This is a genomic window from Serratia sp. Nf2, assembly GCF_003028435.1.
GTDB classification, from domain to species: domain Bacteria; phylum Pseudomonadota; class Gammaproteobacteria; order Enterobacterales; family Enterobacteriaceae; genus Serratia; species Serratia marcescens_L.
Map to the genome: position 1 here is coordinate 297506 of NZ_PYTW01000006.1, position 16519 is coordinate 314024.

13 protein-coding genes are annotated in these 16519 nt (G+C 49.3%); 11 read left to right on the plus strand and 2 right to left on the minus strand.

Annotated features, from left to right (window positions below; translation table 11 throughout):
- Positions 1-15 precede the first annotated feature (15 nt).
- Entirely contained in the window at positions 16-645 is a 630-nt protein-coding gene (locus C9411_RS15870) for a phosphatase PAP2 family protein (RefSeq protein WP_063989321.1), read from the minus strand.
- Between the two features lie 229 nt (positions 646-874).
- Between C9411_RS15870 and udk the strand changes: the two genes are divergently transcribed.
- The 4 genes from udk to dcuC all read left to right on the plus strand — a co-directional run bounded on the left by udk (position 875) and on the right by dcuC (position 5626).
- Complete coding sequence (gene udk / locus C9411_RS15875) at positions 875-1516, plus strand: uridine kinase (protein WP_004938922.1); 642 nt, start codon at positions 875-877, stop codon at positions 1514-1516.
- 125 nt (positions 1517-1641) lie between these two features.
- The gene (dcd, locus tag C9411_RS15880) at positions 1642-2223 is read left to right on the plus strand and encodes a dCTP deaminase (protein WP_004938917.1); all 582 of its coding nucleotides are present in this window, start codon (positions 1642-1644) and stop codon (positions 2221-2223) included.
- Between the two features lie 44 nt (positions 2224-2267).
- Positions 2268-4100: an outer membrane assembly protein AsmA gene (gene asmA / locus C9411_RS15885; RefSeq protein WP_107227460.1), complete on the plus strand. Its 1833-nt coding sequence runs from the start codon at positions 2268-2270 to the stop codon at positions 4098-4100.
- Between the two features lie 173 nt (positions 4101-4273).
- The gene (gene dcuC / locus C9411_RS15890; RefSeq protein ID WP_107227461.1) at positions 4274-5626 is read left to right on the plus strand and encodes an anaerobic C4-dicarboxylate transporter DcuC; all 1353 of its coding nucleotides are present in this window, start codon (positions 4274-4276) and stop codon (positions 5624-5626) included.
- A 31-nt stretch (positions 5627-5657) separates the two neighbouring features.
- On the opposite strand, the gene C9411_RS15895 is transcribed toward dcuC, so the two are convergent.
- Entirely contained in the window at positions 5658-7241 is a 1584-nt protein-coding gene (locus C9411_RS15895) for a TerC family protein (RefSeq protein WP_107227462.1), read from the minus strand.
- A gap of 586 nt (positions 7242-7827) precedes the next feature.
- Between C9411_RS15895 and galU the strand changes: the two genes are divergently transcribed.
- From galU to C9411_RS15930, 7 genes are all read left to right on the plus strand, one after another.
- Positions 7828-8724 carry a UTP--glucose-1-phosphate uridylyltransferase GalU gene (gene galU / locus C9411_RS15900; protein ID WP_107227476.1) on the plus strand — a complete coding sequence of 299 codons (897 nt, stop codon included), beginning with the start codon at positions 7828-7830 and terminating at the stop codon, positions 8722-8724.
- 53 nt (positions 8725-8777) lie between these two features.
- Positions 8778-9671 carry a UTP--glucose-1-phosphate uridylyltransferase gene (locus C9411_RS15905; protein ID WP_107227463.1) on the plus strand — a complete coding sequence of 298 codons (894 nt, stop codon included), beginning with the start codon at positions 8778-8780 and terminating at the stop codon, positions 9669-9671.
- Positions 9672-9951: 280 nt separating this feature from the next.
- Entirely contained in the window at positions 9952-11088 is a 1137-nt protein-coding gene (locus C9411_RS15910) for a polysaccharide export protein (protein WP_107227477.1), read from the plus strand.
- Positions 11089-11090: 2 nt separating this feature from the next.
- On the plus strand, positions 11091-11525 hold the full coding sequence (locus tag C9411_RS15915; RefSeq protein ID WP_107227464.1) for a protein tyrosine phosphatase: 435 nt from the start codon (positions 11091-11093) through the stop codon (positions 11523-11525).
- A 19-nt stretch (positions 11526-11544) separates the two neighbouring features.
- Positions 11545-13728, plus strand: coding sequence for a polysaccharide biosynthesis tyrosine autokinase (locus C9411_RS15920; protein ID WP_107227465.1), 2184 nt, complete (start codon positions 11545-11547; stop codon positions 13726-13728).
- Between the two features lie 125 nt (positions 13729-13853).
- Positions 13854-15146: a hypothetical protein gene (locus tag C9411_RS15925; protein WP_107227466.1), complete on the plus strand. Its 1293-nt coding sequence runs from the start codon at positions 13854-13856 to the stop codon at positions 15144-15146.
- 238 nt (positions 15147-15384) lie between these two features.
- Positions 15385-16479, plus strand: a complete 1095-nt coding sequence (locus C9411_RS15930; protein ID WP_107227467.1) for a glycosyltransferase — start codon at positions 15385-15387, stop codon at positions 16477-16479.
- Positions 16480-16519 lie beyond the last annotated feature (40 nt).

Sequence of the window (16519 nt, forward strand, 5' to 3'; positions counted from 1 at the left end):
AAACACCGGGTTTTTTTATGGGATGCGGACAGGGTTGTGCAAATCTGCCCGGGTATAGGGACGTTCGATCTGAGCCAGCGTTTTGGCGATATGCTCCAGCAACCCCTGGGTGGGAGCCGGCTGCCGCTGCCCCATCAGCGCCAATGGCAAGGCCAGCGCGATGGCGAAGTGGGGCCAAGAGAGATGCGGGCGCGTTTTGCTTCGCTGCAACCACAGGAACAGTGCGCTGGCCAGATAGCCTAAAATCAGCCCGCTGATCACCTCTGATACCGAGTGAACACGAATTTCCAGCCGCGAAACGCCGATGGCGAAAGGCAATATCCACCCGGTCAGCAAAGCGATGCTACGTATTGGGTGGTAAAAGCGGCCGGTCAACGTCCAGAGCAGTGGCGGCCAGATGCTTGCCGCGAGGGCTGAATGGCCGCTGAATCCGGTGAAATCATAGTGCTCGCTGCCTATGCCCCAGCCCATAAAGGCCAGTTTGGACAGGCAGACCAGCCCGCCGGTGAATCCGAAGATCAGCGCCCACTGCCAGCCCGCCGCGCGGGTGGTGGGAGAGATGAGCAGCAATAAAAACAGAATCAGCGCGCAGGGCAGCAGTAGCATACTGTCGCCGAAAAAAGTCAGAAAATACCAATCCAGCACATCAATCTCCGATGAAGGGGGCGGGGAGCAAAAGTCAGCGCCGGGGAGTGTAACCCGTTACGGCGCGTTGCCCTAGCCGCGAGATTCTTAAAATGCTGCGTGCCCGTGGCGTAGCAGCCCGAATTCGCCCGCCGCCGCGTAATATACAGTGGCGGAATCCCCGGCGACTCCCTATAATTGTCGCGTTTTAGTTCCCCCCTTCACATTACGAAATCAGGTCTTTAATTTTATGACTGACAATCCGCATCAGTGCGTCATTATTGGTATAGCTGGCGCATCTGCCTCCGGAAAAAGCCTTATTGCCAGCACGTTGTACCGCGAACTCCGCGAGCAGGTCGGCGATGAGCACATCGGCGTTATTCCAGAAGACAGTTACTATAAAGACCAGACTCACCTGACCATGGAAGAACGGGTCAAAACCAACTATGACCACCCGAGCGCCATGGATCACAACCTGCTGTTCCAGCATCTGCAAATGCTGAAGGCCGGCAAGGCGATCGAACTGCCGCTGTACAGCTACACCGAGCACACGCGCAAGAAAGAAACCGTCCATCTCGAACCTAAAAAAGTGATCATTCTGGAAGGGATCTTGCTGCTGACGGATATCCGCCTGCGCCAGGAGATGAACTTCTCGATCTTTGTCGACACGCCGCTCGATATCTGCCTGATGCGCCGCATGAAGCGCGACGTCAACGAGCGCGGCCGCTCGATGGATTCGGTAATGGCGCAATACCAGAAAACCGTGCGTCCGATGTTCCTGCAGTTTATCGAACCTTCCAAACAATACGCCGATATCATCGTCCCGCGCGGCGGCAAAAACCGCATTGCGATCGATATTCTGAAAGCCAAAATCAGCCAATTCTTTGAATAATGCCGCTTAATGGCCGGAAATGCGTATTTCCGGCCGGCGGCCAACTATTTGCACCCCGGCGTAGACCTTTCGCCCGTTGTGTGGCAATTTTTGTTTAGTTACGCGTTTTGATGGAGAAGAAAGACATGAGACTGTGCGACCGCGATATAGAAGCCTGGCTGGATAGCGAGAAACTGGTGATTTCCCCGCGCCCGCCGCTCGAACGCATCAACGGGGCCACAGTAGATGTCCGTTTGGGCAATCAGTTCCGCGTGTTCCGCGGCCATACCGCGCCTTTTATCGATCTTAGCGGGCCGAAAGACGAAGTCAGCGCCGCGCTGGATCGCGTGATGAGCGACGAGATTGTCCTGCCGGAAGGCGAGGCGTTCTTCCTTCATCCCGGCGAACTGGCCCTGGCAGTGACGTTCGAATCCGTGACGCTGCCGAACGATCTCGTGGGTTGGCTCGACGGCCGTTCTTCTCTGGCGCGTCTGGGGCTGATGGTGCACGTGACCGCGCACCGTATCGATCCTGGCTGGCACGGGCGCATCGTGCTGGAGTTTTACAACTCCGGCAAGCTGCCGCTGGCGCTGCGGCCGGGGATGCTGATTGGCGCTTTGAGCTTTGAGCCGTTGTCCGGCCCGGCGGCCCGGCCATACAACAGCCGGCAGGACGCAAAATATCGCGATCAGCAGGGCGCAGTAGCCAGTCGAATCGACAAGGACTAACGGCGCGGGATGCACCGTCGGTGTGGCGCTGACAAGAGGGTGGCATGAGAAGATTACTGACGACATTGGCGATTTTACTGGTGGTCGTGGTGGCGGGAATGTCCGCGCTGGTACTGCTGGTCAATCCGAATGATTTTCGCGGTTACATGGTCAAAAAGGTCGAGCAGAAGAGCGGCTACCAGCTAACGCTCGAAGGCGACCTGCGTTGGCATATCTGGCCGCAGCTCAGCATTTTGGCCGGGCGCATGACGCTGACTGCGCCGGGCGCCAAGGCGCCGGTGGTGAGCGCGGAAAACATGCGTCTTGACGTCAAACTGTTGCCGCTGCTGTCGCATCAGCTGTTTGTGAAACAGGTGATGTTGAAAAATGCCGTCATTCGCCTCACGCCCGACAGTGAAGAGCACTCGCAAGTGGACGCCCCGATTGCGCCGGCCGGCAGCGGCGCTGATGCGGCAGACGCGGCCTGGAAGTTCGACATCGATAACCTGCGCGTCGTGGACAGCCTGTTGATTTGGCAGCGTGCTGACAACGAGCAAATCAATGTCCGGGACATCAATCTTACCCTGCAGCAAACGGAGAAACGGCAGGCGCAGCTGGACATTTCCAGCCGGGTCAACCGCGATCAGCGCGACCTGGCCTTCAGCATGGCGGCCGATATCGATCTGCAGCAGTTCCCGCACCAGATCGGCGCCAAGGTGACCCAGTTCAATTACCAATTGTCGGGGGCTGATATTCCGAACGGCGGTATTCAAGGCGAGGGTAATGCTCAGGTGGTCTATCAGCAGACGCCGGCGCAAATTGCCGTCAGCCAGCTGAACGTCAGTGCCAATAACAGTCAGTTGACCGGCGATATCAGCGCCAGCCTGGGGACGGTGCCCGGCTATGTGGTGAACCTGAATTCGGCTAATCTCGATCTTGACGCGCTTTCCGGTTGGCAATCCAGCACCAATACCGCCGAGCAGCCCGCCGTGACCGCCGCGCCGGTAATCGCCAGCCAGGTTGACGATCGGCAGCAGAACCTGGAAGCGCTGCGCGATTTCAATGCACAGCTGAATCTGCAGGCGGCGCAGTTGACCTACCGCGGTATGAACGTTACCCAGTTAGCCGTCGCGGCGGATAATCAACGCGGCCTGTTGACGCTGCATAAACTTGCCGGGCAATTGGCCGGCGGCGATTTCTCCTTGCCGGGATCGCTCGACGCACGCGGCAATAAACCGGTGATAAACGTGAAGCCGACCCTGAACCAGGTTGAGCTCGGCACGGTGCTCAAAGCCTTCGACATGCCGCAGATGCTGACCGGCAAATTCAGCATGAAAGGGGATTTGACCGGCGATCGCCTTTCTTCACAGTCATTTGAGCACCGTTGGCGCGGTACGGCGCAGCTGGCGATGCAGGATGCGCAGTTGCACGGCCTGAACATTCAGCAATTGATCCAACAGGCGGTGGCGCGCAACGATAACAGCGTGCGCGGGCAAGACAGCTATCAGCGTTATACCGAAGTCAAAAGCGTCTCGGCGCAGGCCAGCCTGAGCCAGGGCACAGTCAAACTCAGCAGCCTGACGGCGGATTCGCCTTTGCTGGCGCTGACCGGCGCCGGCAGTATCGATATGCCGGGAAAACAGTGTGATATGGCACTTAACGTGCGCGTCACGGGCGGCTGGCAAGGGCGGGGTGAACTGATCGAGCAACTGCAAAAAACGCCGATCCCGCTTCGGGTTTACGGGCCGTGGCAACAGCTGAATTACCAACTGCAGGTCGATCAGGTGCTGCGCAAAACGCTGCAGGATCGGGCCAAAGATGCGTTGAACAAATGGGCTGAAAAGAACAAGGATTCGCGCGAAGGCCAGGATCTGAAAAAGCTGCTCGACAAACTGTAATTCCCCAACGCGGGCCATACTGTGGCCCGCGTCAATATCGATGCTCCTCGCGATAATTTCCCTCCGTTACCTTGATGAAGGTCATGAAGAAACGTGCTCAGTTTGTGCAGAGTAGGAACCTATTCTGCGATTGCGATGCGCCTGGGCGCGAAAACATGACGAGTTGAGGAAACATGATAGAGCTTCTTATTGGCGCGGCGGTGGCGGCGGGCGTGGGCCGTTACATCATCAAAGGGTATTCCGCCACTGGCGTCTTGATGGTGGGAGGGTTGCTGCTGCTTGGCATCAGCGCCCTGATGGGGAAAACGCTGTTGCCGTCCGGCGCCGCGTCTACCGGCTGGCGCGCGACCGACATTATCGAATACGTCAAGATCTTGCTGATGAGCCGCGGCGGCGATCTGGGCATGATGATCATGATGCTGTGCGGTTTCGCCGCCTACATGACGCATATCGGCGCCAACGACGTGGTCGTCAAGCTTGCCTCGCGCCCGTTGCAGATGATCAACTCGCCTTATCTGCTGATGGTGGCGGCCTATTTTGTCGCTTGCCTGATGTCATTGGCGGTCTCTTCCGCTACCGGCCTCGGCGTATTGCTGATGGCGACGCTGTTCCCGTTGATGGTGAACGTTGGCATTAGCCGCGGCGCGGCGGCGGCCATTTGCGCTTCGCCGGCGGCGATTATTCTGGCGCCGACCTCTGGCGACGTGGTGCTGGCAGCCAAGGCGGCGGAGATGCCGCTGGTGGACTTCGCGTTCAAAACCACGCTGCCTATCTCGATTGCCGCCATCGTCTGCATGGCCGTGGCGCACTTTTTCTGGCAGCGTTATCTCGATAAGAAGAGTGATGAACAGCACCACATCATGGACGCCAGCGAAATAAAAACGCACGCGCCGGGTTTTTACGCTGTATTGCCGTTTACGCCGATCCTCGGCGTGCTGATCTTCGACGGCAAATGGGGGCCGGAGCTGCACATCATTACCGTGTTGGTGGGATGCATGCTGTTGGCGGCATTGATCGAGTTCGTGCGCAGCTTCAGCGCCAAGCAGGTATTCAGCGGCCTGGAAGTGGCCTATCGCGGTATGGCGGACGCTTTCGCCAGCGTGGTGATGCTGCTGGTGGCCGCGGGTGTGTTCGCGCAGGGGCTGAGCACCGTCGGCTTTATCAGCGGCTTGATCGGGCTGGCGCAGTCGTTCGGCACCGGCGGTTTGATCATGATGTTGGTGCTGGTGGTGATCACCATGCTGGCGGCCATGACCACCGGTTCCGGCAATGCGCCGTTCTATGCGTTTGTCGAACTGATCCCGAAACTGGCGGCGCAGATGGGTGTGAATCCTGCCTATTTGGTGATCCCTATGCTGCAGGCGTCTAATCTCGGCCGTACGTTGTCGCCGGTCTCCGGCGTGGTGGTGGCGGTCTCCGGCATGGCGAAAATCTCGCCTTTTGACGTGGTGAAGCGTACTTCGGTGCCGGTGATTGTCGGGTTGGTGGTGGTGATCGTGGCGACGGAGCTGCTGGTTCCCCAGTAAAAGAAAGGCCGGGCGATGCCCGGCCTCAATGCTAAACCTCGTAGTCCTCCGGTGGGGGAGGCGGGGTGATCTTCACTTTCAGAATGCGGTGGCTGTTGACCTCCAATGGCTCGAACAGGTAGTCACCAATCTTGATTTGTTCGCCTTCTTGCGGCACGCGCTGGCTGTGTTCCATCAGCAGACCCGCCAGCGTGTGATATTCGCGCTTTTCTTCCAGCGGTATCGGCAGGTACAGCACCAGATCTTCCAGCGGCATATAGCCGTTGGCAATCCAGCTACCGTCCTCGTTTTGCTGAATGTCATGGCGAGCGTCCACCTCTTCGCCGGCCTCCGGCAGATTGCCGGCGATGGTTTCCATCACGTCCGTCAGGGTGACGATGCCTTCGACGGAGCCGAACTCGTCGACCACAAAGGCAAAGTGCGTCTGCGCCTGGCGGAATTGCTCCAGGGCGCTTAACAGCGTGAGCTGTTCCGGGAAGATCAGCGGTTGGCGTATCAGCGCGCGCAGATCCAGCGGCGCCTGCGCCAACTGCTGTTTGAGGACGTCGATGGTATGGATCACGCCCAACGGCTCATCGCTGGCGCTGCTTTCCACCACCACGATGCGCGTGTGCTGATTGCGCTCCAGCAATTGCGTCAGCTTTTCCTGCGGATCGTTCAGCTCAAGGTATTCGACGTCGTGACGCGAGGTCATGATGCTACTGACCGTGCGCTGCGCCATGCCGAGTACGCGTTCGATCATGCGCCGCTCTTGCTGGTTGAAGATCTCGCCGTTTTCGCTGTCGCTGTCGGCCAGCAGGTTGGCGGAATGGCTGTCGACCTCCGCCTCTTCATGTTTGCCACTCAGCATGCGTAGCACCGCCTCGGCGGTACGCTCGCGCAGTGGCCGCACCTTCGACAGGAAGCGACGGCGGTTGAACTGCGCCAGCTGGTTCAATGCTTCGATCATTACCGAGAAACCGATCGCCGCGTAGAGGTAGCCTTTCGGAATGTGATAGCCGAAGCCCTCCGCCACCAGACTAAAGCCAATCATCAGCAGGAAGCTCAGACACAGGATAACGATAGTCGGGTGAGCGTTGACGAAACGCGTCAGCGGTTTGCTGGCCAGCAGCATCAGGCCGATGGCGATACAGACCGCGATCATCATCACCGCCAGGTGATCGACCATCCCAACCGCAGTGATCACCGAGTCGAGCGAGAAAACGGCGTCCAGTACTACGATCTGCGCCACGACTGGCCAGAAACGTGCGCCTTTGCGCGCGCCGTGTTGCTCTTCATCCTTGCCTTCCAGCCGCTCATTGAGCTCCATGGTGGCTTTGAACAGCAGGAATATCCCGCCGACCAGCATGATCAGATCGCGGCCGCTGAAGGGGTGCTCCGCGACGATGAACATCGGTTTGGTCAGCGTCGCCAGCCACGAGATGGAGGCGAGCAGCGCCAGACGCATGACCAGCGCCAGCAACAGACCGACGACACGGGCCTTATCTCTTTGTTGTTTTGGTAATTTGTCCGCCAGAATGGCGATGAAGACAAGGTTGTCTATACCCAGCACGATTTCCAGCACGACCAACGTGGCCAGGCCGGCCCAAATTGTTGGATCAGCGATCCATTCCATACGCCCAATTTCACCTGTAAGTTCTACGGCTTATGCCGCTCGGGAATGATGGGCGTTGAGGCGGCAAAATTCAACTTTAATCCGGAGGTAATGGCCGATTGCCGCAAACTGCGATCGCCGCCGCTTAGCCCACGGTGACAGGGTAGGGAGGCAGATATTAACCGAAATGTGATGCGCTCAGAAAAAAAACGCTTATTAAATTTATTTAAATCAAAGTATTGAAACAATTTTCTTAAGCTATGCTTCGTATCAGCATGTGGCATGAGTAGTCTTATTCTGAAAACGGCGGGCTGGGGGGATCTAAGGCTTGTATCACTTGGGTATTAGTATAAGAATCTTAGCCATATAACGGCAGTAACTAACATTGTTTGGTTATAAAGACATCGAATTTTTTATTTTTATGTGAACGGTATAGCAGTTCCAATAAGGATGAGATGTCGTTTTACATAAGTTTTTGACTCACGCCACGCAGAGAGACGAGTGAAAACGTGATTAACAGTACTTTGGTAGCTACAAGCCAAGGGCGGTAGCGTGCTTTTTCGCGCTCCCGTGGATGCATGTAGCGCTACGATGAATTGGAATGAAAATGCAGAATAGGCTCAAGGCAGTGATCCCTGTAGCGGGGTTGGGAACCCGCATGTTGCCGGCAACCAAGGCTATCCCTAAAGAAATGTTGCCTGTGGTCGATAAGCCCTTAATCCAGTACATCGTTGCCGAATGTGTGGCTGCTGGGATTAAAGATATCGTCTTGGTGACACATTCATCGAAAAACGCGATTGAAAACCATTTTGATACTTCTTTTGAGTTGGAAGCGATGCTCGAAGCGCGGGTGAAGCGCCAATTGCTGGCTGAAGTGCAAAGCATTTGTCCACCGGATGTGACCGTGATGCAGGTGCGCCAGGGGCAGGCGAAAGGGCTGGGGCACGCGGTGCTGTGCGCCAAGCCGATGGTGGGGGATTCCCCCTTCGTCGTACTGTTACCGGATGTCTTACTGGATGATTCTACGGCGGATTTGCGTAAGGATAATCTGGCGAGAATGCTCCAGCGTTTCGGCGAAACGGGCTTCAGCCAGATCATGGTTGAACCGGTACCGGAACAAGATGTGTCCAAATACGGTGTGGTCGATTGTGCTGGCGCGGCGATAGCCGCAGGTGAAAGCGCACCGATGACGGCGGTGGTCGAGAAACCGGCTCGTGAGGATGCTCCCTCCAATTTGGCGGTTGTTGGCCGCTATGTGCTTGCCGCCGACATTTGGCCGCTGCTAGAAAAAACCCCTCCGGGGGCAGGCGACGAGATTCAACTGACCGATGCGATCGCGATGTTGATGAAAGAGCAAACGGTGGAAGCGTTCCATATGAGCGGCAAGTCGCATGATTGCGGCGACAAACTTGGCTATATGAAGGCGTTTGTGCAATATGGATTGCGTCACGGTTCGGAAGGCGAGAGCTTCAGCCGCTGGCTGAAGCAGACATTGAACAAGTAACAGGCTGTTGCCACTGCGGCTGAAAGCGATCATCAGATTGAATGAGGTCTACCATGACGAAGTTGAAAGCGGTTATTCCTGTGGCGGGGTTGGGTATGCGCATGCTACCTGCGACCAAAGCGATTCCGAAAGAGATGTTGCCGATCGTTGATAAACCGTTGATTCAATACATTGTCAACGAATGCGTCGCGGCGGGGATTAAAGAGATCATCCTGGTGACGCATTCTTCCAAGAACGCCATTGAAAACCATTTCGATACCTCATTCGAGCTAGAGGCGATGTTGGAGGCGCGCGTGAAACGGCAATTGCTGGATGAGGTGCAGTCGATAACACCAAAAGGTGTGACGCTGATGCACATTCGCCAAGGGCAGCCGAAAGGGTTGGGTCATGCAGTGCTTTGCGCCAAACCGTTGGTCGGCGATTCGCCGTTTGTTGTTCTGTTACCGGACATCTTACTGGATGATGCGAAAGCGGATTTGAAGACAGACAATCTGCCGCACATGATTGCGCGTTTTGAACAAACCGGCCTGAGCCAGGTATTGGTGCAAACGGCGGATGAGCATGTCCTGCACGATTATTCCGTGGTGGAGTGTGAGGCCAGTAGTCTGAACCCCGGCGAAAGCTCCCGCATCACGTCGATTATCGAAAAACCGGGATTGGAGACCCAACTGAAATCCAACTACTCGGCTGTGGGGCGCTATGTGTTGTCTGCGGATATTTGGCCGTTGCTGGAAACTACCGAACCGGGTGCCTGGGGGCGAATTCAGCTGACGGATTCCATTGCCGAATTGCTGAAGCATAAACCGGTAGAGGCGACAGAGTTGGTCGGGGAATCCTTCAACTGTGGTGAGAAGCTGGGGTACTTGCGGGCTTTCGTTACCTACGGTTTGCGTCATCCTACTCAGGGCAAAGCTTTCCGTGAATGGGCAGAAGAACTTTCTTTGTAAAGCTTCTCTCGATGCCTCCCTCCATGGCTGTCACAATATTGAAGCGATTGTGGCTAAGTTTAAGACAAAACGATGGGACTTACGCTGCTCTTTTTTTTTAGAACTATGCAATAATGCTCCGAGAGTCTAAGCCTAACAAATCTGAATTCAACGCTTGCTCAATGAAAGTGCCTTTTAAAGCGCCTTGCGCAAGTGTTGATAACTCATTTTGCTAAGTGTCATGGTTGGCCTGGGGCTTAGCATTGCATGCATTTTTTACTTTGAAAGTGATGATAACTCGATGGCGAAAAAACAATGGAAACTGATACCGCTCTTGGTATCCATCAGTGTAGTTAGCGGCTGTACTATCGTGCCGGGCTCTCACCTTTCCAGTAGTGGCAAAGAGGTGGTCAAACAGCAAGACAGTGACTTTGATATTGATGAGTTGGTGAACATTTACCCCATGACGCCAAACCTCATAGAGAAGCTACGGCAAAAACCTGTAGTTGCGCAGCCAAATATCTTACTGGAGCGTGAATTACAGAATTATGAGTACCGCATTGGCGTAGGTGATGTGTTAATGGTAACCGTTTGGGATCACCCAGAGTTAACTACACCTGCAGGTCAATATCGTAGCGCCAGTGATACTGGGAACTGGGTAAATTCTGACGGGACCATATTCTATCCTTACATTGGAAAGGTTAAGGTCAGTGGTAAAACAGTGGCACAGGTCAGAAGTGAGATATCAACGCGCCTGGGACAGTATGTGGAGAGCCCTCAGGTAGATGTGAGCGTGGCTGCATTTCGTTCTCAGAAAGCTTATATAACCGGGGAAGTAAGTAAATCTGGTCAACAGCCCATCACTAATGTACCTCTTACCGTGATGGATGCGATCAACGCGGCCGGGGGGTTATCTGAGAATGCCGATTGGCGTAATGTCGTACTTACTCACAATGGCAAAGAGACGAGAATTTCGCTTCATGCTCTAATGCAAAAAGGAGATTTAACACAGAATCACCTACTGTATCCTGGCGATATCTTGTATGTACCACGAAATGATGACCTCAAAGTATTTGTGATGGGAGAGGTTAAAAAGCAAGTGACATTAAAAATGGATCGTAGTGGTATGAGCCTAACTGAAGCATTAGGCAATGCAGAAGGGATGGAACAAACCTATGCTGATGCAACGGGCATATTTGTTATCCGCCCACTACGTGGCTCTGAAGGCAGAAAACTTGCAAATATCTATCAATTAAATGCTTCTGATGCGTCGGCTCTGGTTATGGGGACTGAGTTCCAACTGCGCCCGTATGATATAGTATATGTTACTACTGCACCGCTGGTCCGTTGGAATCGTGTCATTAGTCAGTTGGTACCTACGATTTCAGGGGTCCACGATATGACTGAAACAGTCCGATACATTCGCAATTGGAATTAATTATGTTTGATTCAGTGTTGGTTATTTGTACCGGCAATATATGCCGCTCTCCAATAGCGGAAAGGTTATTACGCAAAGCGTTGCCAAATAAAAAAATTGATTCAGCAGGTGTTGGCGCATTAGTCGATCATCCTGCTGACGATTCTGCGCTAAGGGTAGCAGAAAAGCATGGTTTATCTCTTGAAGGTCATCGAGGCACTCAGTTTACAGCACAACTGGGCCGGCAATACGATTTGATTCTTGTAATGGAAAAAAGACATATTGAGAGAATAACTAGTATGGCACCTGAAGTTAGAGGGAAAACAATGCTATTGGGGCAATGGTTGGAGCATAAGGAAATCCCCGATCCGTACAAGCAGAGTAAGGAAGCTTTTGAGTTTGTCTATCAGTTAATTGACCAGTCATGTCAACGCTGGGTAGAAAAAATCAATAAATAATTAGTCAGGAAATGAACGCATGCCATCCGCTATTTCTAATAAGTCAAATACTTCAGATTCAGATGAACTCGATCTGGGGCGCCTCATCGGCGAACTAATAGATCACCGATATTTAATTGTCGGAGTTACATCATTCTTTACAGTATTGGCTATGATTTACTCGTTGTTTGCGACTCCTATTTACCAATCCGATGCTCTGATCCAGGTTGAGCAAAAACAGGGCAATGCGATTCTCGATAGTTTGAGTCAGGTATTACCCGATACTCAACCTCAGTCGGCCCCCGAAATTGCTTTGCTGCAGTCGCGAATGATATTAGGCAAGACTGTAAGTGATTTAAATCTTCAAGCGGTAGTGAGTCAAAAATACTTCCCGATCTTTGGTCGTGGTTGGGCCCGTTTAATAGGAGATAAGCCAGGTGAAGTATCAGTAAGTCGCCTTTATTTACCAAGATCAGAAGATAAGACTGAAGCTCAAATTCTTTTAACCGTAATTGATGAAAATCATTATCGCATTGAGGGAGATAATGATTTAGTTATTGAAGGTGAAACAGGTAAAATATTAGAGAAAAACGGAATTACTTTACTTGTTGACAAAGTCAATGCTCAGCCTGGAACTGCGTTTGTAATTCAATACGATACACAACTAGAGGCAATTGCGGATCTTCAATCTGTTTTTTCTGTGACAGATCAAGGAAAAAACACGGGTATGCTTAATTTAGCCTTAAGCGGTGACAATCCTGAATTAATATCAAAAATATTAAATAGTATTACCCAGAATTATTTAGAACAAAATATTGCTCGCCAAGCTGCACAGAATGCAAAAAGTCTAGACTTCTTGCAGGAGCAACTTCCAAAGGTAAGAAGCTCTTTAGATTCGGCAGAGGATAAGCTGAACGAGTATCGTCGACAGAAAGATTCAGTCGACCTATCAATGGAGGCTAAGTCTGTTCTTGATCAGATTGTAAATGCCGACAATCAACTTAATCAGCTAACATTTCGTGAAGCTGAAATATCGCAACTATATACAAAAGAACATCCAACGTATAAAGCTTTGATGGAAAAAAGGCAAACTCTTCAAGCCGAAAAAGAACGCTTGAATAAGCGAGTCTCCGTTATGCCAGCAACACAACAAGAGGTCCTGCGCCTTAGCCGAGATGTTGAATCTGGCAGAGCTGTATATATGCAGTTGCTCAATAGACAACAAGAACTAAACATTGCCAAGTCAAGTGCAATAGGCAATGTTAGAATTATTGACTCCGCAGTGACCGAGCCTCGAGCGGTTAAACCCAAGAAGACAATAGTTATACTGTTGGGAATTATTTTGGGAGGTGTTGTATCCATTGGCGCTGTTCTGTTCCGTGTTCTTCTTCGTCGGGGAGTAGAGACGGCAGAGCAACTCGAGGAATTGGGTATTAACGTTTATGCCAGTATCCCGGTCTCCCTTTGGCTACAACAAAAAAATATCGGGAATAGCAAAAAGGCTATTAATAAAAACAAAACGATTAAACCTAATTTCCTGGCGATCGAAAATCCTGCAGATTTAGCTATTGAGGCAATAAGAGGCTTGCGCACCAGTTTGCATTTTGCAATGATGGAAGCTAGCAATAATGTTCTTATGATATCAGGAGCTAGCCCTGATGCAGGTAAAACTTTTGTTAGTAGTAACTTGGCAGCAATTATCGCTCAAACTGGGCAAAAAGTATTATTTATAGATGCTGATATGCGTAAAGGCTATGCGCATAAACTATTTGGTTTCGCAAATAATTTGAATGGGTTGTCAGATATTTTATCTGGCAAGGCAAAAGCTGATGATGTGCTTAATCATATACCTTCCGTTGGCTTTGACTTTATCGCAAGAGGACAAGTTCCGCCAAACCCCGCTGAATTGCTTATGCATCAACGTTTTAATGAGATGATAGAATGGGCCTCACAACATTATGATCTTGTTATCGTAGATACCCCACCAGTATTAGCCGTTACAGACGCTGCGATCATCGGGCGCTATGCTGGCACCACTTTACTTGTTGTTCGCTTTGAGGAGAACACAGTAAAAGAGATCGAAGTGAGCATGAAGCGCTTTGAACAAAGTGGCGTTAATGTTAAAGGATGCATCCTTAATGGTATGGTCAAAAAAGCAAGTAGTTATTATGGTTATGGGTATAGTAACTATGATTATAATTACACGGAAACTAAAGGAAAGTAATTGAATTAAACTGCAGCCATGTTTCATGGCTGCAATAATTTTATATGGTTAGATACTGAACGGAATAATCTGTGTTGTGTATTTCAAAGTTTTTCTATAGCCGGACTAATAAATAATGGTGTCTAATGAAACAGAACACTAAAAAAATAATGGTGATGCTTACTACGGTTTGTTTTTTTGTCTTCTGCTTTACCAGTGTATTTAGCTTGGTCGCGGCAAGGTTAGACAACCCTATTGTGAAACTATGGAAGGAAGTTTTAGTCCTAATTTATTATGTTTTTTCAGTATTTTTAGCCTTGATTCGAGGTAGATTAAAACTATCCACTTTAATTCTAGTGGTTATTGCACCAGCCTTTATTTTGACAGTTTACATCATCACTTCTCTTGGTGATGATTTAACTCTGGTTATGTATCAAATTAAGAATGATTTCATACCTTTCTTTTTTGTCTTAGGTTTAATGAATATATTTATTACCTTTGATGAAGGTGCCACTCTTTACAAAAAACTGTGCAAAACTCTTCTCATTGTTGGTGTTATAAATCTTGGTGTAATAGTAGTTCAAAAAATATTCACCGAATGGTTTATGATATTTCTTCAGGTTGATGAGTTTAATAACTCCTCTCGCGGCAGTGGCTTGCGCCTTGATAATGTTAGTGATAGTTTAAGAGCCATGGGTACCTTGACCAGTTTTATTGGCTCAGGAACGCTGATGGCGATATGTTTTTTCATAACATTAGAATCGGGTATTGTTAATAAAAAACTTAAACCAATATTAGCAGGGCTTTTTTTGGCGGGAGCGGTTGCAACACTTTATAAAACAGCTGTCATTGGGATTGCTATTTATTGTGTTATAAAATTGACAATGGTGGTTATTAGGGTTGATGTTAAGTTAACCAGGGTGATTTGGGGGGGAGCTACCGCCATCATATTCTTTATTATGTTGTTTGTATTTAATGATTACTATGTCTATGATCAAATGAAAAACACCCGTTTTCATGATGCGGCTTACAGCTCTATATATGTCCGAGTATTGCAACATGATAATATATTTAATGATGTTGAAAAAGACTCTTTACTGACAGGTGTAGGTATTGGCGTAAATGGAACCGAAGGACCCAGTGGCTTGAAAGTGGCGAGCAAAGCTCTGGATAGCACATATATAAACTTGCTAAGTAACTATGGGCTTATCGGAGTCTTGTTGTATCTTACTATATATATTTTAATTATGCTTAGGGTGGTGATAAAACCTGGTATTGGGGCCACGCTAACATTGTCTCTGTTATTTTACCATTTGGGAATAGAGTTTTTTACAAATAATATATTGATGAACTTCCCACTAAATCTCTTTTTTTACATCTTTATTTACATATCGCTTTTCTACAGAAGCGAAAGAGATGACGCCGAACTTTCCTATTAAGTGAAAAGTAAGTCATCTTAGATCATGTTGCGAGTCCTCCTAATAACGTATCATAATATATATCTGCACGTATGTGGCTACAACTTTAAAACACATAAAAAATACCAGTACACAATATAAGTCATCATTACATAAAATAATGGATAGGCTATGAAGTACTGGTTTTCAATTCCTTGTTTCAGTAGGAACACTAGTAATATATTTGTTGGTAATATTTTTATTTCGATGAAGGTGTAAAATGATTGCATGGGTTATTGGTCCCAAAAGTCGGTTCAATACGGGGGTGGCGAAATACAGTTTTGAACTGATCGATGGATTGAAGGCAGGCTGTGAAAAAGAGATACGTAATTTATATTATGAAGATGGTGGCCATCCAAATTCACTAGGGCGTTATGTTTGGCAGTTTGTTTTCTTGCCAATAATTACATTAATAAAATATAATAGATGTGATTATGTTATTTATCAGGAAGCTTTCGCTTTTTTGACTTTGTTTCGTCTTTTTTCCAAGAAAAAAACTGTGGTAATTATACATCATGTACCAGAAGTGAGAGATAATAGTCTTAAGGGGCTGTATTTAAAGGTGATTTTTTTTGGGCTAAAATTTAATACTAAGGTATGTTATTTAACTCCTTCTGAGTTCACTAAGGGGTGTCTATCTAAGTATTATGGCATAGATAAAGATAAAATATTCGAAATTTCGAATATTATCAAAGAAGTTGTTCCTAATGTTTATGAGCTCGATTGCGCTTTGAGCAGAGACGAAGAGGATTTTATTGAAGGAATATTAAATTATAAAAATCAAGGTTATAAAGTTGTTTCAAATGTTGGGAGCTTTGAGGCAAGGAAAAACGTTCTTATCCTGCCAAAGGTCATCAAGGGGGCTGAGAATGACGCTGGCAATATTGTTCTTGTTAAAGTTGGCGTTGCCATAGATGAAAATATAGAGAATGAATTCAGAAAAGAATGCCATTCGTTTGGCATCCATTCTATGATATACGGCGCAGCTTCAAATGAAATGATATCAAAAGTGTATCAGCTGACAGATGTATATTTAGCACCCTCTACTTATGAGGGCTTTGGTCGTACAATCATTGAAGCGCAGGCAAATTCGAGCGTTGTCATTGCATCTGATATTGCAGCACATCGGGAAATAACACACGGAAGCGCAATTCTTATAAAAGATATCCACGATATCGAGAAATGGGTTGTTGAACTAGTAAGAATATTGACTAGTGAACGGCATGAGATTGATGAGTTAATCGTCTCGGGGGTTGCCAATTCAAAGTTGTTTTCACCTGAGTGTGTAATAAAAAAATTGGCTAAAATATTATGAAAAAAATTCTTTATATTGTATCGCGGTTGCCAACTTCATT

Bases quoted from the DNA above. Each gene is read 5' to 3' on its own strand.
- C9411_RS15925 (WP_107227466.1), top strand. From the start codon at position 13,854: ATGAAACAGAACACTAAAAAAATAATGGTGATGCTTACTACGGTTTGT.
- dcuC (WP_107227461.1), top strand. From the start codon at position 4,274: ATGATAGAGCTTCTTATTGGCGCGGCGGTGGCGGCGGGCGTGGGCCGT.
- dcd (WP_004938917.1), top strand. From the start codon at position 1,642: ATGAGACTGTGCGACCGCGATATAGAAGCCTGGCTGGATAGCGAGAAA.
- C9411_RS15915 (WP_107227464.1), top strand. From the start codon at position 11,091: ATGTTTGATTCAGTGTTGGTTATTTGTACCGGCAATATATGCCGCTCT.
- asmA (WP_107227460.1), top strand. From the start codon at position 2,268: ATGAGAAGATTACTGACGACATTGGCGATTTTACTGGTGGTCGTGGTG.
- C9411_RS15930 (WP_107227467.1), top strand. From the start codon at position 15,385: ATGATTGCATGGGTTATTGGTCCCAAAAGTCGGTTCAATACGGGGGTG.
- C9411_RS15910 (WP_107227477.1), top strand. From the start codon at position 9,952: ATGGCGAAAAAACAATGGAAACTGATACCGCTCTTGGTATCCATCAGT.
- C9411_RS15895 (WP_107227462.1), bottom strand. From the start codon at position 7,241: ATGGAATGGATCGCTGATCCAACAATTTGGGCCGGCCTGGCCACGTTG.
- udk (WP_004938922.1), top strand. From the start codon at position 875: ATGACTGACAATCCGCATCAGTGCGTCATTATTGGTATAGCTGGCGCA.
- C9411_RS15905 (WP_107227463.1), top strand. From the start codon at position 8,778: ATGACGAAGTTGAAAGCGGTTATTCCTGTGGCGGGGTTGGGTATGCGC.
- C9411_RS15920 (WP_107227465.1), top strand. From the start codon at position 11,545: ATGCCATCCGCTATTTCTAATAAGTCAAATACTTCAGATTCAGATGAA.
- galU (WP_107227476.1), top strand. From the start codon at position 7,828: ATGCAGAATAGGCTCAAGGCAGTGATCCCTGTAGCGGGGTTGGGAACC.